Consider the following 26,029-nt stretch of genomic DNA (forward strand, 5'->3'; position numbering starts at 1 on the left):
GGAATGTCGCACATAAGTCCAGTACTCTGGCAATTCCTCGTCAAGTGGTTGACGAATTTTGCGCTCTATCCGCCCCAGGCGTCGAAGATTGCGCCTCAGTTCGACGCACTGTACTTCTTCATGGTGCTGGTCAGCCTTATCGGTCTGACGATCGTTATTCTGCTCATCACCTCGTTCTCCATCATGTACCGCCAGAAGGCTCATCCCGTCCCGGTACAGATCGAGGGCTCCACGATGCTCGAGGCCACGTGGACCATCATCCCGCTCGGCCTGTTCCTCATCATGTTTGTATGGGGCGCGCTCATCTACTTCCGCGTCTACACTCCGCCGGCCAACGCCATGAACATCTACGTCGTCGGGAAGCAGTGGATGTGGAAGGCAGAGCATCCGGGCGGCCAGCACGAGATCAACTCGCTGCACATCCCGACCGGCCGCGCCATCCAGCTCACGCTCATTTCGCAGGACGTCTTCCACAGCTTCTCCATTCCTGCCTTCCGCGTGAAGCGTGAAGCCATCCCGGGCCGCTACACCACCGTCTGGTTCGAAGCCACGACACCCGGAACCTACCACCTGTTCTGCACCCAGTACTGCGGCACCGATCACTCGCACATGATCGGCGACATCGTGGTGCTCACCCCCGATGACTACAAGCGCTGGCTGGCAACATCCACCAGCGGAGCATCGCTCGCGCAAAACGGCGAGCGCCTCTTTGCCAGCCTCAGCTGCACGGCCTGCCACAATGCCCGTCCAGACGCCCGCGGCCCGAATCTCGCCAACGTCTACGGCTCGAAGCTCACGCTCGCCAATGGGCAATCGCAGCTCGCAGACGAAGCCTTTCTGCGCGACGCAATCCTCAATCCCTCGCAGCACGTCACCCAGGGATTCGCTCCGATCATGCCCACCTATCAAGGCCAGGTCAGTGAAGATGGCGTGATTGCTCTCGTTGAATACATTAAGCAACTCAACTCTGACTACCGCATTCAGCAGACGACGAATACGACGAGTCTGCTGCCGGAAAACGACGGCAAGGCAACGCCCACCGGACAAAAGCCCGCTGGGCAGGGGATGGTGAATCAATGAGTACCGCAACAATCGTCAGTCTTCCCGATCAGTCCACGGCCCGCATTCCTCGCATGAACTTCATGTCGAAGGAAAAGGGTCTGCTGAGCTGGCTGCTGACCGGTGACCACAAGCGGATCGCAATGCTCTACCTGGTCTCGATCACGTTCTTCTTCTTCATTGGAGGAGCAATGGCGGGCCTGATCCGGCTTGAGTTGCTGACCCCGCAGTCTGATCTGATGGCTACCGACACCTATAACAAGGTGTTCAGCATGCACGGCATCGTGATGATCTTCTTTTTCCTGGTGCCCTCTGTCCCCGCAACCATCGGAAACTTCCTCATCCCAATCATGATTGGCGCCAAAGATCTCGCGCTGCCCAAGATCAACCTGCTGAGCTGGTACCTTTACATGGCGGCCGGCATGCTGGGCCTTTACGCCATGGCCACCGGCGGCGTCGACACCGGCTGGACTTTCACCACCCCGCTTTCCACGCACTACCTCAATACCAACGTCATCACAACCGGCCTCGCCATCTTCATCGCCGGATTCAGCTCCATCTTCACCGGGCTCAACTTCATCGTCACCATCCACAAAATGCGCTGCCCCGGCATGACCTGGTTCCGTCTGCCGCTCTTCGTATGGTCTAACTACGCAGCCAGCATCCTGATGGTGCTCGGAACCCCGGTTCTCGCCATCACCCTCGTCCTCGTCGTACTCGAGCGCACTGCAGGCATCGGCGTGTTCGACCCCGCCAAGGGTGGTGACCCACTCCTCTTCCAACACCTCTTCTGGTTCTACTCGCACCCTGCCGTGTACATCATGATTCTTCCCGGCATGGGCGTGATCTCTGAAACCGTCTCCACCTTCAGCCGCAAGCGCGTGTTCGGCTACACGGCCGTCGCGTTCTCGTCGGTCGCAATCGCCGTCTTCGGCTTCTTCGTTTGGGCGCACCACATGTTCATCATGGGTATCTCCAACTACTCCATGCTGGTGTTCTCACTGCTCACAATGCTCGTCGCCGTGCCTTCCGCCATCAAGATCTTCAACTGGGCCTTCACCCTCTACAAGGGTTCCATCACCTTCGAAACGCCGATGCTCTACTCCTTCGGCTTCATGGGACTGTTCACCATCGGCGGACTCACCGGCGTCTTCCTCGCCTCCTCCGGCACAGACATCCACCTCACGGAAACCTACTTCATCGTCGCCCACTTTCACTTCGTCATGGTCGGCGGCATGTTGATGGCCTTCCTCGCAGGTGTGCACTTCTGGTGGCCCAAGATGACCGGTCGCATGTATCCGGAGAAGATCTCGCAGCTTGCCGCGCTGGTCACGTTCATCGGATTCAACTTCACCTTCTTCCCGCAGTTCATCCTCGGAACCCTCGGCATGCCCCGCCGCTACGCGACCTACCCGCCGGAGTTCCAGGTGCTCAACGTCTTCTCGACCGCAGGCGCAACCATCCTCGGCGTAGGCTACCTTCTGCCGATCCTCTACCTCACCTGGTCGCTCAAGTACGGCGAGATCGCGGGCGACAACCCATGGCAGGCCACCGGCCTCGAGTGGCAGATTCAGTCTCCGCCTCTCACTGAGAACTTCCCCGCGATCCCCATCATGGATCACGAAGCGTACGACTACGAATGGCTCGAAGGCCAGAAGGAGAAAGTAGCCAGTGTCTGATAGCCAGGTCGTTGTTCACGGCGCAGCCGAGGGCGCTCACCACGAGCACCTGCCCTATCAGCGCCACCACTTCGAGACCTACGCTCAGCAGAGCGACGCCACCAACTTCGCCATGTGGCTCTTCCTGCTGACCGAAGTCATGTTCTTCGGCGGACTCTTCACCGCCTATCTCATCTACCGCAACTGGTACTACCCCGCGTTCGTCGAGGCGTCTCATCAGCTCGACATCTTCTGGGGCACAGCCAACACCGCCGTCCTCATCACCTCCTCGTTCACAATGGCCATGGGCGTCTGGTGCGCGGAGATGAAGAAGCAGGGCGCTCTTGTCCTCTGCCTCGTACTCACTTTCATCCTGGGCCTCGGCTTCCTCGGCATCAAGACCATCGAGTACAAGGAGAAGATTGAGAAGCACCACGTTCCCGGCTTCCACTACAGCGTCCAATCCTTCGTCAACCCTTCGTCCGATCCTGAAGTCCACAAGAAGAATCCTGAAGATAAGCCGCTGCCGTACGACATGGCCCGGCATACCGAAATCTACTTCTTCCTCTACTTCGCAATGACGGGCATGCACGCCCTGCACATGATCATCGGTATCGCACTCCTCGGATTCATGATCGTGCGGGCGCGCGCGGGAGCCTACACCACCGGCCACGTGACGTACGTCGAGAACTTCGGCCTCTACTGGCACTTCGTCGACATCATCTGGATCTACCTGTTCCCGTTGCTTTATCTCATCAGCCGTCACTGAAAATGAATTGGGTGCCCCGTCCAAGCTCTGCTTGGGCCGGACAGACAGGGAGTACATCATGCAACACGATAAAGACTTCGAATCGATTGAAGAGCACGAGCACCATCATCACGTCGTTCCGCCCCGGATCTACATCACCATCCTGCTCGCGCTCCTCGTCGGCACCGCGGCCACCGTTGGTGCTTCCTACATCGACCTTGGCCCGCTGAACCCGGTCATCGCCCTCGCCATCGCCGCAACGAAGATGATCCTCGTCGTACTCTTCTTCATGCACGTCAAGTACTCGACGAAGCTCACCAAGCTCACCGTCGGCGCCGGCCTCTTCACCTTCCTAATCCTCGTCGGCATGACCCTCTCCGATTACTGGACTCGCGCATGGGGCCGCTGGTAGGTCCGCTTTCTGCATAAGTACAAAGGCCGCCCACACGGGCGGCCTTTGTTTTTGATCCTCGGCCAAGACGGCATCGAAGAGCTACTAACGACTGGACAGTCATGCAATCGCTTCTCTCCGCCAAAGCAGCGTGTCGTTCCGACCGGAGCGCAGCGGAGTGGAGGAACCTGCATTTGTTTTTCGCCGGATGCCTTAGGTGCGATGCAATTGGGCACGGGAGATAAGCAATCTCAACCAGCTGTCACTCTGATACTGCAGTTCCGCTAAACCCCAGCTGTATCCGACTCAGCCTTCGGCAGGTCCGGCAAATCCACAATGAACGTAGTCCCTCGGTTGCGCTCGCCCATGCCGCTGCGAACCCGAATCGTGCCATTCAGCTTCTCGACAATCCCCTTCGAAACCCACAATCCCAGCCCCGTGCCCACATCCTTTTTCGTCGTGAAGAACGGCTGGAACAGCCTCCGCCTGTTCTCCGCTGGGATGCCCGGTCCATTGTCCGCAACCATCAGCCTGACTCCGCCTTCCCCCTTGCGGCGCAGCCGCACGCAAATCGTCCCTCGCGACGCCACTGCGTCCACGGCATTCAGAAGAATGTTTGAGATCACCTGCCGGATCTCGCCCGCTCGCGCAAACACAATCGCCTGAGGCTCCACGCGCAGGTCCACCTGAATGTTCTTCGACGATAGGCGGTACTTGTAGAGTTCCAGCACCTCCCGCACCGCATCGGACACATTCACGTCTTGCGGATTCACGCTCTCTCTGTAGAAGCCCAGCGTCTGCCGCGTGATGTGCGAGACCCGGCCTAGCTCCTGTTCCGCCTGTTCGAGATACCCGCGAAGATGCTGTGCCAGCGCAGGATCCTGCTGGCAAAGGAAGAGCAGGTTCGTCACCGCTTCGAGCGGATTGTTAATCTCATGCGCCATTGTCGCCGCGAGCCGTCCTGTTGCGGCCAGCTTTTCAGATTGCCTAAGCGCTTCTTCTGTCTTCACACGCTCAGTGGCTTCCAAAGCAATCCCGAGGATGCCCGTTGCTTCTCCGCTCTGATCGCAAACCACCGCGCCGCGCGCTGCCAGCCAATGCACCGACCCATCTGGCCACAGGACCCGAAAATTCACCTCATACGACTTCTTGCTCTCCAGCGATTCCTGAATCGTCGCCTGCACGCGCCCAAGATCGTCTGCATGAATCCGGCTCGCAAACTCATCCAGCCTGATCTCGTGTCTCTCCGCAGCCAGTCCCCACAACTTCGAAATCCCCGCAGGCCAGTGCGAGATCCCCGTCTTCACATCGAAATACCAGGTGCCTGCGCCAACTGCGTCCTCAATCATCTGCAGTTGCTCTACGGTGGAACTCAACTCGGCGCGCTCTTTCTCCAGTTCCGCCATCAGAAGATTGCGCTGGATCTCAGCCACTTTTCGGGCGGTGATGTCCTCGCCCATGCCAAGCAGCTGTCGTGGTCTACCCGCCTTGTCAGGCAGAACGTTCGTTCCCGCTCGGATCCAGACGATCTCCCCATCCTTCCGGATGTAGCGCTTCTCGAGAGTAAAGGAGGGAATCTTGCCCGACATCAGTTGCTGATAGAGCTCGACGTTGTGACCCAGATCATCCGGGTGTGTGAGTTTTTGGAATGTCGTCTTCCTCAGTTCTTCTTCTGTATAGCCGGTCAAACGGCAATACGCCTCGTTGGCGCGAACAATATTGCCATCCAATTCGGTCACGACCATCGGCACGCTGGCGTTCGTGAAAATGCCTCGGAAGCGCTCCTCGCTGCTCCGCATCTCTTCAAGAATTCGCCTTTCGGCGGTTACGTCTGAGATAAACGCGACGTAGCCGTCGTTTCCACTCGCCTCTGTGCGGCGTGGCAAATACACCGCGCGAATGTGACGGGTTCCACCATGGATAAAGGGAACTTCCGCTTCGTACTCCTGCTTTTCCCCCGCAAGTGCTCTCTCGATATACGGCCGCCCCATCTCATACGCCGTGTCGCCCACTAGCTCGCGAATAGTCGTCCCGGTTAAATCGTGCGTTACACCAAACCACTCGGAATACGCGCGGTTCACAAAAAGATACCGTTGCTCCCGGCTGACCACCGCCACGAGCGAAGGAAGCGTATCCAGAATCAGCTTCTGCTCCACTTGCTGCGCGCGCAGTGCCTGGTACAGTCTGGCATTGTCGATGGCGATGCCGGCCCGCCGTCCGAGTTCCTCTCCCAGTCTCAGGTCGCGTTCATTGAAGATGCGCCGGCTTTCCGCCGAAATCAGGCGCAGCATCCCGATCACCCTCTGTTGGGCCAGAATCGGAACCTCAATCACCGACCGAATGCCAAGCTCCTTGATCGCCCGCAATTGTTCAGGATCGGGCATCGACTTAGCCAGAATCTCTTCCGGGATCACCGGGTACAGCCCCGACTCGCCCAGAGTCAGCAGCCGCTCCGTCGGTGAGCCCGGGCGCAGCGTCTCGGGGAACTTCCGCCGATACTCCTGTGCCAGCGCCAGCTTCGCCGGGTCCTGGTGAGCCACGGCAATGTTCTCCAGCTTCCCATCCGAATAGGTATAAACGCTGCACCAGTCCGCGATCGCCGGAACAGCAAGTTGCGCCACCTTCTCCAGCGTCGTCTCAAAATCAAGAGAAGACGCCAGCGCCTCTCCGGCATTTGCCAGAAACTCCAGCCGCACGCGCTCTGACGACTGTTCCTCATACAACTCGGCAGTACCGATCGCCGGTCCGGCCAGGCTTCCCAGCAGCGAGCTCGCCTCTACCTCGTCTTCGGTGAACACGTGCCGCTTGCGAAAGTAGAAACAAAGTGTTCCCCGCGTCTCTCCCGCGAAGTTTAACGGAACCGCAAGCAGCGACACGATGCCTTCTCGCTCATAAACGGTTGATCGCGAGCTCAGCTCTGCTGAAGCCTGAACATCCGGCGCAACGATCGGTCTCTCACTCATTCCGCGAGGAGATGCAAGATCGATCCTGAATTCGTAGTCGCCCGAGAGGCCTTCGGCCGCAACGGTATGCCAGTGCGATTGCGTCGCGTCCGCGCGCCATATCGCGTAAGCATCCGCCTTCAGCACCGCGTCTGCCAGCTTCAGCACCTTCGGCAATACCTGCTCCAGCTGCGGAGATGAGAGCAGATCGGAAGCGCCGTGCAGAAGAATCTGCGCAGGGTTGTTGGGCCCGAAACTTCGTTGCTGACCTGAGGTGGACACGTTCGTTTGTTTTGTTGGGGAACGAATACTAAGATACCGGAACTAGCCCGGCTTCTGCTTCAAATGTACAGGTTTCAGCCAGTTAGTCATCCATCCGGAATTCCAGGTTTTCACCACACTGGATCGGGCTCCGGCGACTCTCGCTGGCCCAGGCCGCAGCCTCCCCAACCCAATGCCGTATCCTTCTTCACGAATAGAACAATGCGAATGCGAAGTCTCTGGAGAAACATGCGATATCCGCTTTCATCTCAATCCTGCACGCCCTCGCCAGGCTCCCACATGATGCGAATCGCAACCTCTGTCGTCCTCGCCGTGTCCGCAGCTGGATTGTCTTCACAAGGCACCCAGTCCTTCACGCTCCAGCGCGAAGGTCGCACCATCTCCGTCGAGCCCTACGGTCCTGACATCGTTCGCATCACGCTGAGCACAAGCCAGTCAGCCGCGCTCGACCATCCTGGTTATGGCTTCGTCGCCATCCCCTCCAACTCCGGCTGGAAGCACACGCAGGACACTCAGAACGACATCCTCCGCTCCAGCCGTCTCGAAGTTCGCGTAGCCCTCACAGACCAGCACCCCATCCCGCATCTCCCCTTCGACGCCGTCAACCAGCAGCTGCGCGACATCTACTTCCCGCCCGGCGACCACCGCCACGCTCCCTTCGACGACACCATTACCGTCACCACCGCCTCCGGCAAACAGCTGCTGACAATGTGGCGCTGGTCCATGTTCCCCAACCATCCGGACGCATCCACCGCCACCACCATCGAAAAAGCCGATCCCAGCTCGCGCATCTCCGCCACCTTCGACTCGCCCACCGGCGAAAATTACTACGGCCTCGGCCAGCAGCAGCAGGGAAGTCTCAACCTCCGCGACCACCGCGTCAACTGCTGGCATGACTACTCCCACATCGGCGGCGAGAACGTCTGCGTCCCCTTCATGGTCTCCAACCGCGGCTACGGGCTCATCTGGGACAACCCCTCCAAAACCACCATTGACCTCGGCTTCAATCAGCAGAACGTCTGGTCCTCCGGAATCGGCGACCGCGTCTCCTTCTTCGTCATCGCCGGCGACACCACCGACGAAATCTACTCCGGCTACCGTCAACTCACCGGCGTCACCCACATCCTGCCCAAAGCCACCTACGGCTACATCCAGAGCAAGGCAATCTACCCCACGCAGGACCAGGCCATCGCCATCGCCAAGGGCTATCGCGACCGCAATCTCCCTCTCGACGTCCTCGTCGTCGACTTCCTCAACATGACCAAACAAGGCGAGCTCGACCTCGATCCGAAACGCTGGCCCGACCCCGCCGCCATGAACCGCCAGCTCCACAGCGAAGGCGTCAAGACCCTACTCAGCGTATGGCCGCACTTCGCCGCCGACACGCAGTTCTACCCCATGCTCAAGGAGAAGGGCTGGCTCATTCACAAAGCCGACGGCACGCCCGACGGCTCCGGATACGCTCCCGTCATCGGCCCCAACATCGACACCACCAATCCTGAAGCTGCCCGCTGGTGGTGGGAAAAAATACGCGACCGCTACATCAAGCCCTACGGCTTCGACTACCTCTGGCTCGACGAAACAGAACCCGACATCGATCCAGCCGCCGACTTCTTCTCCATCGGTTCAGGCGCGCGCTACTACAACGTCTACCCCCTCTTCCACACCGCATCGGTTTACGATGGCTTCCGGCGCGACTTCGGCGACAGTCGCCGCGTCATGATCCTCGCCCGCGCCGCCTACCTCGGAGCCCAGCGCAACGGCACCGTCTTCTGGTCCAGCGACATCACCGCCACATGGGACATGCTCAAGCGCTCCATCCCCGCCGGACTCAACTTCACCGCCACCGGCCTGCCGTATTGGGACACCGACATCGCCGGATTCTTCGCGCCCAGCATCTACCCCACGTACCACGCCGCACACAAACCCCTCGTTGACGGCTCCGACGCCCGCGAAAACATCGACGGCTACGAAGATTACCCCGAGCTCTTCGTACGCTGGTTCCAGTGGGGAACCTTCCAACCCGTCATGCGCGCCCACGGCGAACGCATGCACAACGAAGTCTGGTCTTACGGTAAGCAGGCTGAGCCCATCCTCGAGAAGTACCTTCGCCTCCGCTACCAGCTCATGCCCTACACCTATTCGCTGGCGTACAACACATACAAAACCGGTGCGCCCTTCATGCGCGCCCTCTTCATGGATTTCCCCAGCGACCCAAACGTCGCCGACATCCCCGACGAATATATGTTCGGCCCCGCATTCCTCGTCGCTCCTGTCGTCGAGCAGGGAGCTACCACACGCAGGGTCTACCTTCCCGCCGGCTCCGACTGGTACAACTACTGGACCAACGAGCGACTGCGCGGCGGCCAGACCATCACTGCTCAAGCCCCCATCGACACGCTCCCGCTGTTCGTTCGCGCCGGCTCCATCATCCCGCTCGGCTCGCCGAGCCTCAGCGCCGACCAGCCGCAGTCCATCGCCTCCGTGCGCATCTACCCCGGAGCCAACGCCGACTTCACCCTCTTCTCCGACGACGGCACCACCTACGCCTACGAAAAAGGCGCCGGCTCCATCACCCATCTCCACTGGGACGACACAACACACCAGCTCAAACACGAAGGCCCCGCCGCATGGACGGAGCCCGATTCCAAAATCATCGACATCATTCACCCCTAATCACGGTGCGGCGAAAACTCAGTGGGTGCCCCATGTCTCCCTCTTTTGGAGACATGGGAAGCAAGGATTGCAGGGGAGCCGGGTGCCCCCGGTCCCTCGCACTTGGGGACCGGGGATCTCACTACATCTATTTCCCACCCCACTTGGCCGAAAGCGCCGCCATCTTCTCCTGAAAACTCACCGGACTCGGCGCAGTCGCCTTCTTTCCCTGCTGCGGCCTCTGGCCTGAACCCGGCCCCGGCCCCATCAACGCCTTCATCGACAGCCCGATCCGCATCGCCTTCGCATCCACGGTCAAAACCTTCACCTTCACAATCTGTCCCGTCTTCACGGCCTCCGCCGGATCCTTGATGAACTTGTTCGAGAGCTCGCTGATATGCACCAGACCGTCCTGATGCACGCCGATATCGACAAACGCTCCAAACTTCGTCACGTTCGTGACCACACCTTCGAGCACCATTCCCACCTGCACATCCGCAATCTCGCGAACCTCTTCGCGAAACTGCGGCGCAACAAACGTCTCGCGCGGATCGCGCCCCGGCCTTTTCAACTCCGCCAGGATGTCCTCCAGCGTGTACTGCCCCGCAGTCAGACCCTTGCGATCTATCCTCTCCACCAGCTCCGGCTTCTTGATCAGATCCGCGACACTCGCCCCCGCCGCTGCTGCGATCTGCTCAACCACCGGATACGACTCCGGATGCACCGCCGTCATATCCAGCGGATTCTCCCCGCCGCGAATCCTTAAGAAACCCGCCGCCTGCTCAAACGTCTTCGCGCCAATGCCCGGCACCTTCAGCACCTGCGTGCGCGACCGGAAGCTCCCATTGTCGTTGCGATAGCTCACGATGTTCATCGCCGTGCGTTCGCTGATGCCCGCAACATATCGCAGCAGCGTCCACGATGAAGTATTCAGATCCACGCCCACGCGATTCACGCAGCTCTCCACTGTCTTCTCGAGCGACTCCGCCAGCTGCCGCTGATCCACGTCATGTTGATACTGCCCCACGCCAATCGATTTCGGATCGACCTTCACCAGCTCCGACAGAGGATCCTGCAGCCGCCGCGCAATCGAGATCGCACCGCGCACCGTCAGGTCCAGGTCCGGAAACTCCTGCCGCGCAATCTCCGACGCTGAATACACGCTTGCCCCTGCCTCGCTCACCGTGACCGAGAAAATCTCCTGGATACCCTTCTCGCGCAGGAACTCGCGCACAAATGCATCTGTCTCGCGCGAAGCCGTCCCGTTCCCAATCGCAATCGCCCGCACGTTGTACTTCCGCAGCAGTGCTTCGAGCTTAGGCATCGCCTCCGCATTGCCGTGCTTCGATGTGTGCAGATAGATCACATCGTGAGCCAGCAGCTTGCCCGTCTGGTCCACCACCGCCAGCTTGCACCCGGTCCGCAATCCAGGATCGATCCCAAGAACAGAGATGGACCCCGCTGGCGCGGCCAGCAGCAGGTTATGCAGGTTGTCGCGAAATACCTGAATCGCCTCCGTATCCGACCTCCGCTTCAACTCCAACCTGATCTCCGTCTGGATCGACGAGTTCAGCAGCCGCTTCCACGCATCATCAATCGCCAGCTCCAGCTGCGCCGTCCAGTCTCCCTGCGCGCGCAACACATGTCTGCGCATCAGCGCCAGTGCCCGCTCCTGCTCGATCTCGATCAGGAAGTAAAGAACCTTTTCCGTCTCGCCGCGCCTGATCGCCAGCATCCGGTGCGAGGGAATCGCCTTCACCGGCTCCTTGTACTCGTAGTACATCTTGAACTTCTCGCGCTCATCCACCGCGTCCATCGCCTTGCGGCTGATCACCACGCCTTCATCGAACACGAGGTTCCGCAGCGCCTTCCGCAGATCCGCATTCTCGCTGATCCACTCCGCCACGATGTGCCGCGCGCCCTCCAGCGCCTCGTCCACACTCGCCACACCCAGCTCCGCATTCACAAACTTCGGCGCCATCACCGCGAGTGATTCTTCACTCGCCTGCTGCGCCCAGAGATACGCCGCTAATGGCTCCAATCCCTTCTCGCGCGCAATCGTCGCCTTGGTCCGCCGCTTCGGCTTGTACGGCAGATATAGATCTTCGAGCTCGTTCTTATCGAGCGTCGCTTCGATCCGCTTTTTCAGCTCATCCGTCAGCTTGCCTTGTTCCGCAATCGAAGCCAGAATGCTCTCGCGACGATCCTCAAGCTCGCGAAAGTACGCAAGCTTCTCCTCAATCGCGCCGATCTGCACCTCGTCGAGATTGCCCGTCGCCTCTTTGCGATAACGCGCAATAAACGGAACCGTACCGCCGTCATCCAGCAGCTCAATCACCGCCGTGATTCCGCGGAGTGGAATATTCAGAAGATTGGAAATATGAAGAAGAAGGGCAGGGGAGAGAATGCGATTGTCAGCCATGGGTTCAGTCCCATCCTAAACGCGAGTGAGACCGGGCCGGGAGCACGGGATTGTGTAAAACGAGCTTCGTCCTTTAGATTGGGCCGTCTCAGAGGGGTGTGGAATCGGATACTCCATCCTGCGTCCTTGCCCAACTGTCAACCCTGAAAGATTACGACCAGCAAACCGCACTGTGTGCGCCGGGTATCACGCTGATTCCCCGTGCGTAGTGCTAGACTTCGAATGCTCCGAGAGCAACGCCGAGGCTGACCATGAGCAAGATCCTGACGTTAAGTACAAAGCTGCTGATCCTCGCTGCCGCACTTACCGGAACCGTGAACGGCAGCAGCAATCCGGGCTCAGACGACATCGTCGCTCGCAACCTCGACTCGATCGCTCCGGCGAACGTGCGCACAGCCGAGAAATCCAGAGTCGTCCGCGGCGATCTGCAATTCCACATCCTTGTCGGCGGCAGCGGAGGCGCAGCCGGATCATGGGACCTCGTCTCGTCAGGACGCGAACTCGACCTCGTCATGCAATTCGGCATCGGCGACTGGCGCGGCGAGCAATTCACCTTCAACGGTTCGAAGGTCGGCATCGCTCTGCCAACCTCATCGCATCACCGATCCGTATTCGGCGAGTTCATCGCAAGCCAGACCTTTGTCATCAAAGAAGGCCTCCTCGGAGGAGAACTCGGCACCGGATGGGCGCTCGAAAATCTCGCAGCCAACGGCGCACGCTTGCAGAGCCTCGGCACCAGAAAGATCGATGGTCAGCAGGCCCTCGCGTTTCAATACAGCTCAAAGCACAGCAGCGATATGCAGGTCTTCCTCTACTTCGATCCCGAAACGGGCCGCCATCTTCACACCACCTACACCATGAGCCAGCAGGAAGGCCCCACGGGCGACATCCGCAGCACGCCATATCAGCGCGAGATCAAGTACCGCATGGAAGAGCAATTCAGTGAGTTCCGCACCGAACACGGAATCACCCTTCCCACGCACTACAACCTGCAGTGGTCGCAGGAAACGCAAAACGGCAGCACGCGCCTCTTCTCCTGGGACCTCGTCGCCAGCCAGATCGTTCACGACGTCGCTCTCGACCCCGCCAACTTCGAAATGAAGTGATCAGCAAAAGAATTTTCTAGACAGCTAGCCAAGCGAGCCGGTTCCTCACTACCCACTACTTACTGTCAACTGTCCATTAGTCCCTAGCCCCTAGTCCCTAGTCCCTAAGTCCCCAGTCCCTTAGCCCCTACTCCCTCGCTCCTCACAGCGCCAGTGTGAGCACAGAATACGACCGCGCCGGAAGCTTCACGCTCATCTTCAATCCCACTGACGGACTCGGCGCCGTCTGCGGCACCACCTTCTTCGGGTCAGCAAATGTATTCAGCGCCTTCAGATCGCTGCCCGTCATCGTCTCAAATGCAATCACGCGCGACGGCGTCAGATCGTGCCAGTTCAACTCGAGCTCCTGCTCGTTCTCAAGATCCCGATTCAACGCAAAGATCGTCGCAGTCTTCTGCTCCGGCTGGTACGTCGCCATCACATCGAGATACTGCACCTTGCCGAATCCTGGAACCGCCAGCCCGATGTCCTCAATCGGCTTGCCGAGCGAAGCCACTTCGTAGCTTGGTCCCTCAGGCTCAATGCTCAACGCACGCCCGCGCCCATACTTCAAACCCCACGAGTACGGATAGAAGATCGTGTTGCGCAGGACTCCATCCTTGTTCGTCATAATCGGCGCAATCACATTCACCAGTTGCGCCAGGCAGGCTACCTTCACGCGATCCGAGTGTCGCATCAGCGAATTCACCAGCCCGCCCACCAGCAGCGCGTCTTCCAGGTTGTAGGGCTCTTCGAGCAGATGCGGAGCCTCCGTCCTGCGCCCGTTCACTGCATCCCCGCTTCGCGCGCGATACCACACGTTCCATTCATCAAACGACAGGAACAGCTGCTTGCCCGACCGCTTCTGTGCCCGCACCGCATCGCAAACCGAGATGATCTCCTCGATCTGCCGGTCCATCGCCAGGTTCATCGCCATGTACTTCTGGCTGTCGTGCCCCGTCTCGTCCGTATTCCCCCAGTAGCGATGAAGCGAAATGCCATCCACGTACTCATAGCACTGCTCCAGCACCGTGCGGTCCCACGTAATGTACGTCGGCATGAACGGCCCGCTCGACCCGCATGCAACCAGCTTCACCGTCTCATCTACCGCGCGCATCTGTCGCGCTGCATCTGCCGCCTTGATACCGTACTCCCGCGCTTCCATGTGCCCGATCTGCCAGGGCCCGTCCATCTCGTTCCCCACGCACCAGTACTTCACGTTGTGCGGCTTCTCGTAACCATGCGACCGCCGCAGATCGCTCCACTTCGTGCCTTTCTCCACGTTGCAGTACTCAACCAGAGCCGCCGCATCCTCTGCCGACCCCGTCCCGAAGTTCAGCCCGAACAGCGGCTCCGTCCCCACCTTCCTTGCCCACGTGATGAACTCATTCGTTCCAAACTGATTCGTCTCCAGCGTGTTCCAGGCCCGATCCAGCACCGCTGGCCGATCCTTTTTCGGACCCACGCCATCCAGCCAGTGATATCCCGACACAAAGTTCCCGCCCGGCCATCGAATGATCGGCACGCCCAGATCGTGAATCTCCTTCATCACGTCCGTCCGGAACCCGTCCGCATCCGCAAACTTCGACTTCGGATCGTAGATCCCCTCGTAGATCGCGCGCCCCAGCTGCTCCAGAAAGGACCCGAACAGATGCGGATTGATCTCCGAGATTTGCCGATTCGAATCGATCGTCACCCGAGTCACGCGCTGCGTCTGCGCAATCCCGAACCTGCCCAGCGCCGAAGCCGCCGTAACGGCCAGGCCCGTCCGGCCCGCCTGCTGCAAAAACTGCCTACGAGAAACCTTCTTCATCTGAGACCCCTTCCTTACTAACCAGCACGTCGGCGCTTTCGATCAACACTCGCCACGTCGCGAGAAAACTTCGCTGCATTCGACTGCTGGTAAACGTTTGCTCGCCAAGCATAAAAACAGCACCGCGCCTTGTCAAAGGGGCATTCGGAAATCTAGCGGCGATGGTGCGGTCCTGCGCACAGTGGCAGATTCCTCCCACGGCTGGAACGGGCCCGATTCATCTTTCGTATTTCTCGACAGGACATTGCCGCGCGACCGATGGAAGATCTGTTGGGCTTCATCCTCGAATTGTTGGCCGAGGCGATATTGGAGATAGGGTTCAGTGTGATCGTCGCTGGCCTCCATCACCTTCTCCGTCGCTTCTGGATAACCGCCCGCCGGGGAAACGCTGGCATCGCCGCTCTTATTTTGATCCTCATCGGAGCGGTTTTCGGTCTTCTGACTGCCGTTGTCTTCCCGCATCCGCTGGTTCCTGTTTCGAAACTGCACGGAATCAGCTTGCTTGTTAGCCCGCTGATCACCGGCTTGGTCATGGCCGCGATCGGAGATGGAGTACAGCGCCGCGGTCGCCTTCCAGTTCGAATTGAAAGCTTTGCGTACGGCTTCGCATTTGCGTTCGCCTTCTCTGTGGTTCGCATCGTCACGGTCCGCTGACGCATCTCTTAAGTACCGGATATGAGACCGCGCCCCAGGGAATCACATTCCCCTTTCCGCTATACTGAGAACACAGCAATCAGTGCTCCTGCACGACCCTAAACCATGCCAAACACAGTAATTAGCCGCGAAGCAGCCCCGCCCTCCGTGTCTTCCGGTGCGAGCGCGTGGCACATCATCAGCTTCACAGCTCTCAGCTTCGTGGTCTACCTCGCCATCGGACTTCCCCTCGCCATCCTGCCCGAGTACGTTCACCTCCGCATGGGCTATCACGCGTCCCTTGCCGGCGCCGTCATCAGCATCCAGTACATCGCCACGTTCCTCAGCCGACCCTGGGCGGGCCGCATCTCCGACCACAAAGGCGCAAAGATCTCCGTCCTCTGGGGAATGGCCGCCTGCACGCTCAGCGGAATCCTGCTCTTCGCCGCCGCCTCGCTCCATCGCAACCCCGCCTGGCTCAGCCTCGCCATCCTCATCCTTAGCCGCCTCGTCCTCGGCGTCGGCGAAAGCCTCGGTTCTACAGGCGCGACCTTGTGGGGCATCTCCAGTGCCGGCCCCGAGCACACAGCCAAAGTAATCTCATACAACGGCGTCAGCACCTACGGCGCACTTGCCGTCGGCGCGCCGCTCGGCGTAGTGATGGAAAGCCACTGGGGCCTGGGCTCCGTCGCCCTTCTCACCATCCTCGTCTGCGCCGCCTCATACATCTGGGCAGCCCTCAAGCCTCCCGTCCCCGTCACCCCCGGCGAACATCTTCCGTTCCGAAGCGTTCTCGGCCGCGTGCTGCCGCATGGCACAGGACTCGCCCTCGGCGGAGTCGGCTACAGCGCTCTCGCCACCTTCGTCACGCTCTTCTACGCCAGCCGCCGCTGGGACGGCGCAGCCCTCTGCCTCACCGCATTCGGGTTCGCCTTTATCGCCACCCGCCTCGTCTTCATCCGCACCATCGGAACCTTCGGCGGATTCTCCGTCACTAAGATCTGTCTCATCGTGGAGTCACTCGGCATTCTCGTCCTCTGGCTCTCTGGCTCTCCGTGGATGGCCCTTGCCGGCGCCGCCCTCGCCGGTGCCGGATACTCGCTCGTCTTCCCCGCGCTCGGCGTTGAAGCCGTCGCCCGCGTGCCGGTCGAAAATCGCGGCACCGCTCTCAGCGTCTATACCGTCTTCGCCGACGTCTCCTTCTTCATGGTCGGCCCTGTCGCGGGCGCCGTCATCGGCGCCTTCGGCTACCGCAGCGTCTTCCTCTTCGCACTCGTCTGCGTTATCGCCGCCATGGGCATCGTCTACGTCCTCGCAGGACGAAAAGCCCGCACCTTCGCCCCGATCGAGCAATCGCAACCTCGCGAAATTGAAAGCTGCCCCTCCTGAAGTGAGACAACGTGGGTGCCCCATCCTAAACGCGTCTTCTGCGTTTAGGGTGGGAACGAAGAACCGGGTGCCCCGTCCAAGCTCTGCTTGGGCGGGAACAAGAAAACTTCAATTCACGATGTAGCCGGGTGCCCCGTCCAAGCTCTGCTTGGGCGGGATCGACACTCTCCGACTCCGCTAAACTGAACCTGTGGCCCCCACCTTCCACATCGAGAACTTCGGCTGCCGCGCCGCCCGTGCCGACGGCGAAGCCATAGCCGCCATCCTCCGGAACTCTGGCGCCACCGAGCACTCTCCCACCGAAGCCGACGTCGTCATCGTCAACACCTGCAGCGTCACCGGCGAAGCCGATCGAGAAGCCCGCGCCTACATTCGTCGTACCCACCGCACCAACCCCGCAGCACGCATCATTGCCACAGGCTGCTACGCCCAGCGCGCACCAGGCGAACTCGCCGAACTCCCCGGCGTCTCCGCCGTCATCGGCAATAGCCACAAAGCCCTCGCACCGAAAGTTGCGATCGGACTGATGCCGTTTCGCTCCACGGTTGCGGACAATCTGATCCAGATCCAGGCGGCGTCAGCCGCGGCTGCCGCACCGCAGGTGCTTGCCGACGACACCTTCGCGCACTCCTTCCTCGAAGAAGCCCCCATCACACCCGGCGCGCAAACCCGCCCCAATCTCAAAATCCAGGAAGGCTGCTCCAACCGCTGCTCCTTCTGTGTCATTCCGCAGACACGCGGCCATTCGCGCAGCCTTTCGTCATCCGCAATTCTCGCCCACATCTGCAGCTTTGTAGCCGCCGGCGGCAACGAGCTCGTCCTCTCCGGAATCAACCTCGGCCGATGGGGCCGCGACCTCGATCGCTCCGGCTCCGAACCACGGTCTCTCGCTGCCCTTGTCCGCGTCCTCTTCGACCAGACCGTACTGCCCCGCCTTCGCCTCAGCTCCATCGAGCCCATGGACTGGGACTCTGATCTGATCGCCCTTGTTCGCGACTTCGCCGGAAACCATCCGGGGTTCCCACCGACAGGTCCACGTCGCTGGGGTGGTCGTCTCGCTCGCCACGCACATCTCCCCCTTCAGTCAGGCTCCGACTCCGTCCTCCGCCGCATGCACCGCCGCTACCGGCCCTGGCACTACGCAGAGAAGGTCGCCGAACTCCTCCGCGCCGCAGGTCCCGCCCTCACTCTCGGTGCCGACGTTATGGTTGGCTTCCCCGGCGAAACCGACCGCGAGTTCCACGAATCCTACGACTTCATCCGGTCTCTCCCGTTCGGCTACTTGCACCTCTTTCCGTTCTCGCCGCGCCCCGGTACGCGAGCCTGGCACCTGCATGCGGAAAACCCTGTCCCAACCAGCGTCGTCAATGAACGCATCACCGCTCTTCGCGCTCTCGGCTCAGACAAAATTCACGCCCACCGCTCCCGCTTCATCGGCTCCGAACTGCCCGCCATCACCCTGCACACCCCTGCAGCCCTGGCCGCATCCGGCCGCACCTCCGCCCTCACGGACAACTTCCTCCCCGTCGAGCTTGCCTGCTCCCTCCCGGCCAATCAGCTGCTTCAGATCCGCATCACCGCCATCGCTCCAGACCACACTCTGCTCGCGACACCGGTTCAGATCGACCAATTCGAACCATCTCGCCCCGTTCTGGTCGGCGCCTGCTAAGTCTCACCTCTGCAAGGGCAACCCGCACCAAACCAGTGCTATACTCAGGGTGCGTTCGCGCGCCTCGTAAGAACTCCGGACCTCGTCCGGATCCGGGCGCCCGGCCCACCTGGAGGATGTACCATCGCACTCGATAAACGTTCGGCCAAGTCCTTTATCCGCATCAACGATCGCATTCGCGCCCGCGAAATCCGCGTAATCGACGAAAACGGCGAACAGCTCGGCATCCTGCCGCCCTTTGAAGCGCTCAAGATCGCCCGCGAGCGCGGACTCGACCTGGTCGAAGTCTCCCCCAACGCGGTCCCTCCCGTCTGCCGCATTCAGGACTACGGCCGTTATCTCTACGAGAAGGAAAAGTCCGAACGCGCCGCCCGCAAAAAGCAGAAGGTCATCATCGTCAAAGAAGTAAAGTTCTCCGTCACGGTGGACGACCACGACTACCAGACCAAGAGAAATCAGGCGATCAAGTTCCTGCAGGGCGGAGACAAGGTCAAGGCAAGCCTCCGCTTCCGCGGACGCCAGATGGCCCACCGCGACCTGGGCTACAACATCATCAATCGCCTCATCCAGGACATTGGCGACATCGCGGTAGTCGAGTTCATGCCGCGCATGGAAGGCACCATTCTCCACGCCATCCTCGCGCCCAGCAAAAAAGCTGAAGGGCAGAAGAAGCCCCAGCCTCCCGCTCCGCAGCCCCCGGCTCCGCGCCCACCCGCTCCCGCAGCACAATAGCTAATTGCAACTTAAGGCCGCCTCTTGCAGGCGGCCTTCTCATTTGCAGCTAGCCTTGCGACACACCTGCTAACTTGCTGACTCGCTACGTGCGAAGCACGCTAACTCGCTAAGAGACTAAAAGCCGCTGTTATTCTGACCGCATGCTTCATCTCAGGAACGCAGTTCTTTCCCTCGCGTGTCTTGCTGTGATCGCCGCGCCGCATTACTCAGCAGCCCAATCCAGCTCCGCGACCAGTACCCCTCATTTCCCCACCAACGAAGACCTGCGCCACCTGAGATCCCTCTCCACTCCGCTGCTCTCGCCCGACGGCAAACAGATCCTCTTTGCCGTCACCAACTCCACGGCCGACGAAGCGGCCACCCATCTCTGGATCGTCCCTGCTCCCAGCAACGGCGATCAGAAGCCGCGCCAACTCACCTTCTCGCCTCCCTCCGACAAGCGCGGGGAACACAATCCGCAGTGGGCGCCTGACAACTCCGCCATCTTCTTCCTCGCCAAACGCGGCGACCACACCCAGCTTTTCCGCCTCGACCTCCGCGGCGGCGAAGCCTCGCCCTACGATTTGAAGATCATGCCGCCCGTCGACGTTTCCAAAGACAAGGACGCGATCAACCCTCCGCCTCCTCCCACCTCGAACACCAAGAAGGACGAAAAGAGGCCCGAAGAAACTAAAGTCGAGCCCCTCCCCATCGATGTCGCAGGCTACGCGATCAGTTCAGACGGCAAATACCTCGCCCTCTGGGCACACGACCCTGAAACCCCCGGCGAAAAGAAACAGAAAGACGCAAAGATCGATGCTTCATGGGTCAACCACGAACGACACTTCACGCGTCTCTACATCGCAGCTCTCAAACCCGACGGCTCCGTCGACGGTGACCTCAAACCCGCCGCAGTACCGCCCGATATTCACGGCGTTCTCTGGTCGCCTGTAGACAGCAGGCTTCTCGCCGTCAGTGAAGCACCCAACGGCGCGGCCGATCTCGGCCCCGCTGCTCAGGCCTTTGTCCTCGAAGCCGCCACTCCCGACAAGCCGCAAAAACTCAGCGCAATCCCCTCATCCGTCAGCCGCGCCGAATGGTCGCATGACGCAAACACGATTGTGTTCCTCGCGCAAACCACGCAAGACGCGCCTCCCGGATACGAAGAGCTGTTCGCGCTGCCGAAAGAGAGTTCCAGCCAAAAAGTAATTCCACTCTCCAGCCGCTTCGACGGACAATTCGGTCCCTCGCCTCTCATCTCCACTCCCGACGGATCGCTCATCGCACAGGCAGGCATCGGGACGCATGCCTCCGCCGTTCGCATCAAGATCGACGGCAGCGAATCACCTCAGGTCATCGACCTCGGCACCTCCATGGTCCTGGCTCTCAACACCAATCCCCGGCAGACCGGCTGGGTCTGGCTCTCGGACGCTGGCGGCAAGTCAACGCATCTTTGCTACGCCGCGAAACTCGGCGACAGCTGCACTGCTGTCCAAACGCCCGACCTCGCCCCCGCGAGCCTCCGCAGCGTCGAACCCAAACTCGTTCAGTGGAAATCCGGCGCCTTCACCATCGAAGGCTTGCTTTTCCTTCCACCTGACGCCGGCTCCGCGAGGGTGCCCCTCATTGTCGACGTGCACGGCGGTCCTTTCGGCGCGTGGTTCAACCAGTACAGTCCCTTCCACGACTTCCTCATCGGTCACGGCTGGGCCGTTCTGCTTCCCAACCCGCGCGGTTCATCCAACTACGGCGTCAAATTCGCCGCAGCCAACAAGAACGATCTCGGCGGCGGTGACTACCAGGACGTAATGGCTGGCGTCGACTACGTCCTCGCTCACTATCCCATCGACCCCGCGCGCATGGCTCTCATGGGCTACAGCTACGGCGGCGAAATGGCCGGCTTCGTCGAAGGCAAAATCGATCGCTTCAAGGCCATCATCAGCGGCGCGCCCGTCATCGATCAGTTCAGCGAATACGGCACCGAGGACGAGTCCTGGTACGACCGCTGGTACTTCGGCAAGCCCTGGGAGCACATGAACGATGCATGGCGTCAGAGTCCGCTCGCCGGCGCCGCCCACGCCAAAACGCCGTTCCTCCTCCTGCAAGGCGAATCCGACACCACCGATCCCGTCGGTCAGGCACAGGAGATGTACCGTGCGCTCCGTCAGGCCGGGGTCCCCGTCGAACTCGTCACCTATCCGCGCGAGAACCACGGCCCGCTTGCCACCGGCATGTTTGGCCGCCCCTCGCCGGAACCATGGCACGGCTTCGACGCCCGTCAGCACATTATCAAGTTCATCGAAGACGCGTTTTCACCGGCCCACTAGGCTGACTTCGCATAAGCCGCGCCAAGCGAACAGAACCGGGTGCCCCATGTCTCCCGACTTTGGAGACATGGGAAGCGAAAGCCCCGGGGTTCGTTCCTGCGCCGTGCTAGACTTCGTCCGTCATGAGAAAGACCCTCGGCGTCCTACTCTGTTTCGCCTTCTGCTCCAGCCTTCAGCTCCCAACCCTCGGTCAATCGAACACCGCGCCTCATCTCGAAAAGCGCGGCTCTACAACCCAGCTCATCGTCGACGGCAAGCCCTTCCTCATCCTCGGCGGAGAACTCCACAACTCTTCGTCATCGAGCCTCGAATACATGAAGCCCCTCTGGTCCGGCCTCGCCGGCATGGGCCTCAACACCGTCATCACGCCCCTGAGTTGGGAACTCGTGGAGCCCACCGAAGGTCACTACGACTTCGCCCTCGTCGACGGCCTGCTTGCACAAGCCCGCGAGTCGCACGAGAAGATCGTTTTCCTCTGGCTCGCCTCCTGGAAGAACGGCATGTCCAGCTACCCGCCCGCCTGGGTCAAACAGGACACGAAGCGCTTCCCGCGCGTCGTTCAGAAGGGCAGGGAAATCGAAGTTCTCAGCCCCGCTTCGGCAGATACTCAAAAAGCCGATGCCCGCGCCTTCACCGCGCTCATGCAGCACATCAAGCAGGCCGACACCGATCACACCGTGCTCATGATGCAGGTTGAAAACGAAGTAGGAGTCCTCGGCGACTCACGCGACCGCTCCGCCGCTGCCGATCGCGAATTCAACTCGCCCGTCCCGGCCGAACTCACCCGCTACCTCAAGTCCCATCACGACTCCCTCTACCCGAGCCTGCGCGCGCTTTGGGACGAGGCAGGCTCAAAAGCCTCCGGCACCTGGCCGGAAGTCTTCGGCGACAACCCCCACGCCGACGAAGCCTTCATGGCCTGGCACTACGCCCGATTCATTCAAGCCGTCACCGCCGCGGGCAAGTCTGCCTACGACATCCCGATGTACGTAAACACCTGGCTCGGCGAAGAGGGCGGCATGCCCGGCAATTGGCCCAGCGGCGGCCCGGAACCCTGGGTCGTGGACATCTGGCGCGCCGCCGGATCTGCCATCGACCTCTACGCCCCCGACCTCTACGCCTCCAACTTCGTCGAGTGGTGCCGGCGGTACCACCGGGACGGCAACCCGCTCTTCATGCCTGAGACGCGCGGCGGCAATCCCGGCGCAGCCAACGTCTTCCACGCCGTCGGCGAGGAGGCCGGCTTCGGCTTTTCGCCTTTCGCCATTGAGGACGACATGAACCCGAAGCAGGATCTCGCCGTGAGCTACCGCGCCATTCAGGGCATCGCTCCCATACTCCTCGAGCACCAGGCGGCGGGAGACGTCCACGGCTTCATCCTCGACAAGCAGCATCCCGATCAGACGTTCACCATCGGCGCCTACTCCGTGCATGTCTCGCTCGACTCCATCTTCGGCTCTCATTCCGAATCCGGCTACGGCCTCGTCATGGCCACGGGCCCCGATGAGTTCCTCGGAGTAGGCAAAGGCTTTCGCGTCCTCTTCACCGCCCCCGCCCAGAGCAAGACCAGGGTCGGCATCGCCGCCATCGATGAAGGAGCCTTCGAAGACGGCAAGTGGACCCCTGGCCGACGTTTAAACGGCGACGAAAACGACCAGGGGGCCTACTGGCGTTTCGACCCCCGCAATGTAAGTACAGAGAAAGTCAAGCTTTACCATTACGAGTGAGTCGCAACGATCTGCCCGGCAATGCTGTTGGCTGATAGCTGAGAGCTGAAAGCCGGTAACTAGAGTCAAACTGGCTTTTCCTGTATACTGACTGAAGCCTCGCAGGGGCAGGGAAGCCCCTGTTCATCAGAGGCTTGCGACCGGGCCACTAAGCCCCGTCCGAATTACGAGAAAACAATGCCCAAGTTGAAAACACATACGGGCGCGAAAAAGCGCTTCAAGAAGACTGGTACCGGCAAAATCAAGCGGGGCCAGACCAAGGTGCGCCATATTCTTTCGTCCAAGTCCCCCAAGGTGAAGCGCAAGCTCGGCAAGATCGTGCTTGTCTCCGACGGCGACTACGCGAAGGTAGCGCGCATGATTCCCTACGCCTGATCGTGCGAAGCTCCTTCGTGGAGCGATGCATTCGGGCCGATAGGCCCCCACTCTGCGAGTTACGTCCTCTGGGGTGAGAGATCAAGGCAAGTGAGCGAGTGAAGAGGTTCCGAGCGCAACAGCGCCTCCTGCCTCCAGCCGCCTGATAGACGAAACGCAAAAGGAGAAACGCCATGCCCCGTGTGAAACGGAGTACCAAGCGCAGTGACCGGCGCAAAAAGATCCTGAAACGCGCAAGCGGTTACTTCCTCACAAAATCAAAGCTCTACCAGGCAGCCCAGGAAGCAGTCGAGCGCGGACTCAAGTTCGCTTACTCCGGCCGCCGCCAGAAGAAACGGCAGTTCCGCTCTCTCTGGATCGTCCGCATCTCCGCCGCCTGCAAGCTCAACGGCACAAGCTACTCGCAGTTCATCAACGGCCTCAAGAAGGCCGGCGTCGAACTTGACCGCAAGATCCTCTCCGACATCGCCATCCACGACGCCGCAGGCTTTACCAAGCTGGTGGAGCAGGCCAAGGCCGCTCTCGCCAGCTCAGCCGCTTAAGCGACGGGCGCATTCAGCCGCACCAACGGCCCGGAGCTTCGCTTCGGGCCGTTCTTCTTTTTGCGCTGAAACCATCACTCAACCAGTCATTTATCCTTTGGATACCGCAATGACTCAAGATGCAATTCCCGCTCTGCCGGACTACAACGACTCCGCGCTCGATCAGGCCTTTGCCGCCCTTGCAAAACAGGCCACAGATGAAGCCGCCGCCATCGGCTCCCCCGACGACCTTGAAGCCTTCCGTCTACGCTGGGTAGGCCGCAAGCAGGGCCGCCTCAACGACGTCTCCGCGCGCTGGCTCAAAGCCGCTCCTTCCGAAGCCAAAAAGTCCGTCGGCGAACGCTTCAAGTCCCTCAAGGAACTCATTGAAGGCCTCCTCGATAAAGCCGCCGGCACAGGCCCCAGCCACGCAGCACTCGCCGCCGAGGCCATCGACATCACGCTCCCCGGCACACGCCATCTCACCGGGGCCGAGCATCCCATCACCCGCACGCTCAACGAGATCGTCTCCGTCTTCGCGGCTCTCGGCTACTCCGTCGGTATCGGCCCCGAAGTCGAAACCGACTTCTACAACTTCGAGTCCATGAATTTCCCGCCGGGTCATCCCGCGCGCGACACGCAGGACACGCTCGTCATCGCCAGCCAGGAGCGCCGCCCCCTCCGCGACCGCCTCCTCTTGCGCACACATACTTCGCCCGTGCAGATGCGCACCATGGAGCAGCAGCCACCGCCCATCCGTATCGTCATCCCCGGCAAGGTTCACCGGAACGACGCCATGGATGCCACGCACTCACCCATCTTCCATCAGGTTGAGGGCCTCTGCGTCGACACTAATATCACCTTCTCCGATCTCAAGGGCACGCTTGATCACGCCATGAAGGCCCTCTTCGGCTCGTCCGTCAAGACGCGCTTCTTCCCATCGTTCTTTCCGTTTACCGAACCCTCCGCCGATGTCCAGATAAGCTGCATCTTTTGCGGTGGTAAGGGCTGCCGCAAATGCAAACACTCGGGCTGGATTGAGCTTCTCGGATGCGGCATGGTCGACCCCGCTGTCTTCGCCTTCGCGCAGGAGAAGCAGCCCGCCTACGATCCGAAGAAGATCAGCGGCTTCGCCTTCGGCATGGGCGTTGAGCGCATCGCCATGATGAAGTACGGCATCAGCGAAATCGGCCAGCTCTACGCCGGCGACATGCGCTTCTTGAATCAATTCGCATGAGCAGGACACGACACTACCGCGACCTCATCGCCTGGCAGAAAGCCATGGACCTCGCACGCAAGATCTACGAGGGAACAGAGGAGTTTCCAAATTCTGAAACGTTCGGGCTCCGAATGCAATTGCGGCGTTCATCTGTAAATGTGGCAACTCACATCGCAGAAGGCCATGGGCGTCTGACCGACGCCGAAAACCGTAAGTCCCTGAGTATTGCCAGGGGTTCTCTGAACGAATTGGAAACGCAACTTGAGCTCGCAGTCAGCTTGAAGTTTCTCAAACCTGAAACTGCGCAACATGTACTCGAACTCGCAACTGAAGTGGCAAAGCTCATCAACGGCTTGATCAGTGTGCTCGATCAAGAACCCCGCTGACTTGCTAACTCGCT

General features: G+C 60.4%; 19 protein-coding genes. 15 read left to right on the top strand and 4 right to left on the bottom strand.

What is annotated here, in order from left to right; translation table 11 throughout:
- Positions 1-3: 3 nt before the first annotated feature.
- Genes coxB through DHV10_RS20445 form a run of 4 tightly spaced genes read left to right on the top strand, consistent with a single transcriptional unit; the run spans position 4 to position 3,877 of the window.
- Positions 4-1,080, top strand: a complete 1,077-nt coding sequence (gene coxB, locus DHV10_RS20430; protein ID WP_109488227.1) for a cytochrome c oxidase subunit II — start codon at positions 4-6, stop codon at positions 1,078-1,080.
- Complete coding sequence (locus DHV10_RS20435) at positions 1,077-2,738, top strand: cytochrome c oxidase subunit I (protein ID WP_109488228.1); 1,662 nt, start codon at positions 1,077-1,079, stop codon at positions 2,736-2,738. The genes coxB and DHV10_RS20435 overlap by 4 nt, the downstream gene beginning before the upstream one ends.
- Positions 2,731-3,486 carry a cytochrome c oxidase subunit 3 family protein gene (locus DHV10_RS20440; protein WP_239461957.1) on the top strand — a complete coding sequence of 252 codons (756 nt, stop codon included), beginning with the start codon at positions 2,731-2,733 and terminating at the stop codon, positions 3,484-3,486. The genes DHV10_RS20435 and DHV10_RS20440 overlap by 8 nt, the downstream gene beginning before the upstream one ends.
- 58 nt (positions 3,487-3,544) lie before the next feature.
- Positions 3,545-3,877, top strand: coding sequence for a cytochrome C oxidase subunit IV family protein (locus tag DHV10_RS20445; RefSeq protein WP_109488310.1), 333 nt, complete (start codon positions 3,545-3,547; stop codon positions 3,875-3,877).
- Between the two features lie 263 nt (positions 3,878-4,140).
- Here DHV10_RS20445 and DHV10_RS20450 read toward each other — a convergent pair whose 3' ends face one another.
- Positions 4,141-7,080, bottom strand: coding sequence for a PAS domain S-box protein (locus DHV10_RS20450; RefSeq protein ID WP_109488229.1), 2,940 nt, complete (start codon positions 7,078-7,080; stop codon positions 4,141-4,143).
- Positions 7,081-7,359: 279 nt separating this feature from the next.
- Between DHV10_RS20450 and DHV10_RS20455 the strand changes: the two genes are divergently transcribed.
- Positions 7,360-9,756 (top strand): glycoside hydrolase family 31 protein, encoded by a 2,397-nt coding sequence (locus DHV10_RS20455; protein WP_109488230.1) that lies wholly within the window; start codon positions 7,360-7,362, stop codon positions 9,754-9,756.
- A gap of 127 nt (positions 9,757-9,883) precedes the next feature.
- On the opposite strand, the gene DHV10_RS20460 is transcribed toward DHV10_RS20455, so the two are convergent.
- Positions 9,884-12,157, bottom strand: a complete 2,274-nt coding sequence (locus DHV10_RS20460) for a Tex family protein (protein ID WP_109488231.1) — start codon at positions 12,155-12,157, stop codon at positions 9,884-9,886.
- 251 nt (positions 12,158-12,408) lie between these two features.
- Between DHV10_RS20460 and DHV10_RS20465 the strand changes: the two genes are divergently transcribed.
- Positions 12,409-13,263 carry a hypothetical protein gene (locus DHV10_RS20465; RefSeq protein WP_109488232.1) on the top strand — a complete coding sequence of 285 codons (855 nt, stop codon included), beginning with the start codon at positions 12,409-12,411 and terminating at the stop codon, positions 13,261-13,263.
- Between the two features lie 142 nt (positions 13,264-13,405).
- Here DHV10_RS20465 and arfA read toward each other — a convergent pair whose 3' ends face one another.
- Both arfA and DHV10_RS27310 read right to left on the bottom strand, forming a co-directional pair.
- The gene (gene arfA, locus DHV10_RS20470; protein ID WP_109488233.1) at positions 13,406-15,055 is read right to left on the bottom strand and encodes an arabinosylfuranosidase ArfA; all 1,650 of its coding nucleotides are present in this window, start codon (positions 15,053-15,055) and stop codon (positions 13,406-13,408) included.
- Between the two features lie 132 nt (positions 15,056-15,187).
- The gene (locus DHV10_RS27310; protein WP_162601716.1) at positions 15,188-15,517 is read right to left on the bottom strand and encodes a hypothetical protein; all 330 of its coding nucleotides are present in this window, start codon (positions 15,515-15,517) and stop codon (positions 15,188-15,190) included.
- A gap of 297 nt (positions 15,518-15,814) precedes the next feature.
- Here DHV10_RS27310 and DHV10_RS20480 point away from each other — a divergent pair, with 297 nt between their 5' ends.
- From DHV10_RS20480 to DHV10_RS20520, 9 genes are all read left to right on the top strand, one after another.
- Positions 15,815-17,077 carry an MFS transporter gene (locus tag DHV10_RS20480; protein WP_204101486.1) on the top strand — a complete coding sequence of 421 codons (1,263 nt, stop codon included), beginning with the start codon at positions 15,815-15,817 and terminating at the stop codon, positions 17,075-17,077.
- 190 nt (positions 17,078-17,267) lie between these two features.
- On the top strand, positions 17,268-18,746 hold the full coding sequence (locus DHV10_RS20485; RefSeq protein WP_109488235.1) for a MiaB/RimO family radical SAM methylthiotransferase: 1,479 nt from the start codon (positions 17,268-17,270) through the stop codon (positions 18,744-18,746).
- 198 nt (positions 18,747-18,944) lie between these two features.
- Positions 18,945-19,478 carry a translation initiation factor IF-3 gene (gene infC, locus DHV10_RS20490; RefSeq protein WP_239461961.1) on the top strand — a complete coding sequence of 178 codons (534 nt, stop codon included), beginning with the start codon at positions 18,945-18,947 and terminating at the stop codon, positions 19,476-19,478.
- Between the two features lie 143 nt (positions 19,479-19,621).
- A complete protein-coding gene (locus DHV10_RS20495) occupies positions 19,622-21,787 on the top strand; it encodes a S9 family peptidase (RefSeq protein WP_109488237.1) in 2,166 nt (721 codons plus the stop codon).
- A 122-nt stretch (positions 21,788-21,909) separates the two neighbouring features.
- On the top strand, positions 21,910-23,514 hold the full coding sequence (locus tag DHV10_RS20500) for a GH35 family beta-galactosidase (protein WP_109488238.1): 1,605 nt from the start codon (positions 21,910-21,912) through the stop codon (positions 23,512-23,514).
- A 177-nt stretch (positions 23,515-23,691) separates the two neighbouring features.
- Positions 23,692-23,889, top strand: a complete 198-nt coding sequence (gene rpmI / locus DHV10_RS20505) for a 50S ribosomal protein L35 (RefSeq protein ID WP_109488239.1) — start codon at positions 23,692-23,694, stop codon at positions 23,887-23,889.
- Between the two features lie 173 nt (positions 23,890-24,062).
- Positions 24,063-24,431 carry a 50S ribosomal protein L20 gene (gene rplT, locus DHV10_RS20510; protein ID WP_109488240.1) on the top strand — a complete coding sequence of 123 codons (369 nt, stop codon included), beginning with the start codon at positions 24,063-24,065 and terminating at the stop codon, positions 24,429-24,431.
- Positions 24,432-24,540: 109 nt separating this feature from the next.
- The gene (pheS, locus tag DHV10_RS20515; RefSeq protein WP_109488312.1) at positions 24,541-25,647 is read left to right on the top strand and encodes a phenylalanine--tRNA ligase subunit alpha; all 1,107 of its coding nucleotides are present in this window, start codon (positions 24,541-24,543) and stop codon (positions 25,645-25,647) included.
- Positions 25,644-26,015 carry a four helix bundle protein gene (locus DHV10_RS20520; protein ID WP_109488241.1) on the top strand — a complete coding sequence of 124 codons (372 nt, stop codon included), beginning with the start codon at positions 25,644-25,646 and terminating at the stop codon, positions 26,013-26,015. The genes pheS and DHV10_RS20520 overlap by 4 nt, the downstream gene beginning before the upstream one ends.
- The last annotated feature ends 14 nt before the right edge of the window (positions 26,016-26,029 follow it).

Source organism: Occallatibacter savannae (assembly GCF_003131205.1).
Taxonomy (GTDB): Bacteria; Acidobacteriota; Terriglobia; order Terriglobales; family Acidobacteriaceae; genus Telmatobacter; species Telmatobacter savannae.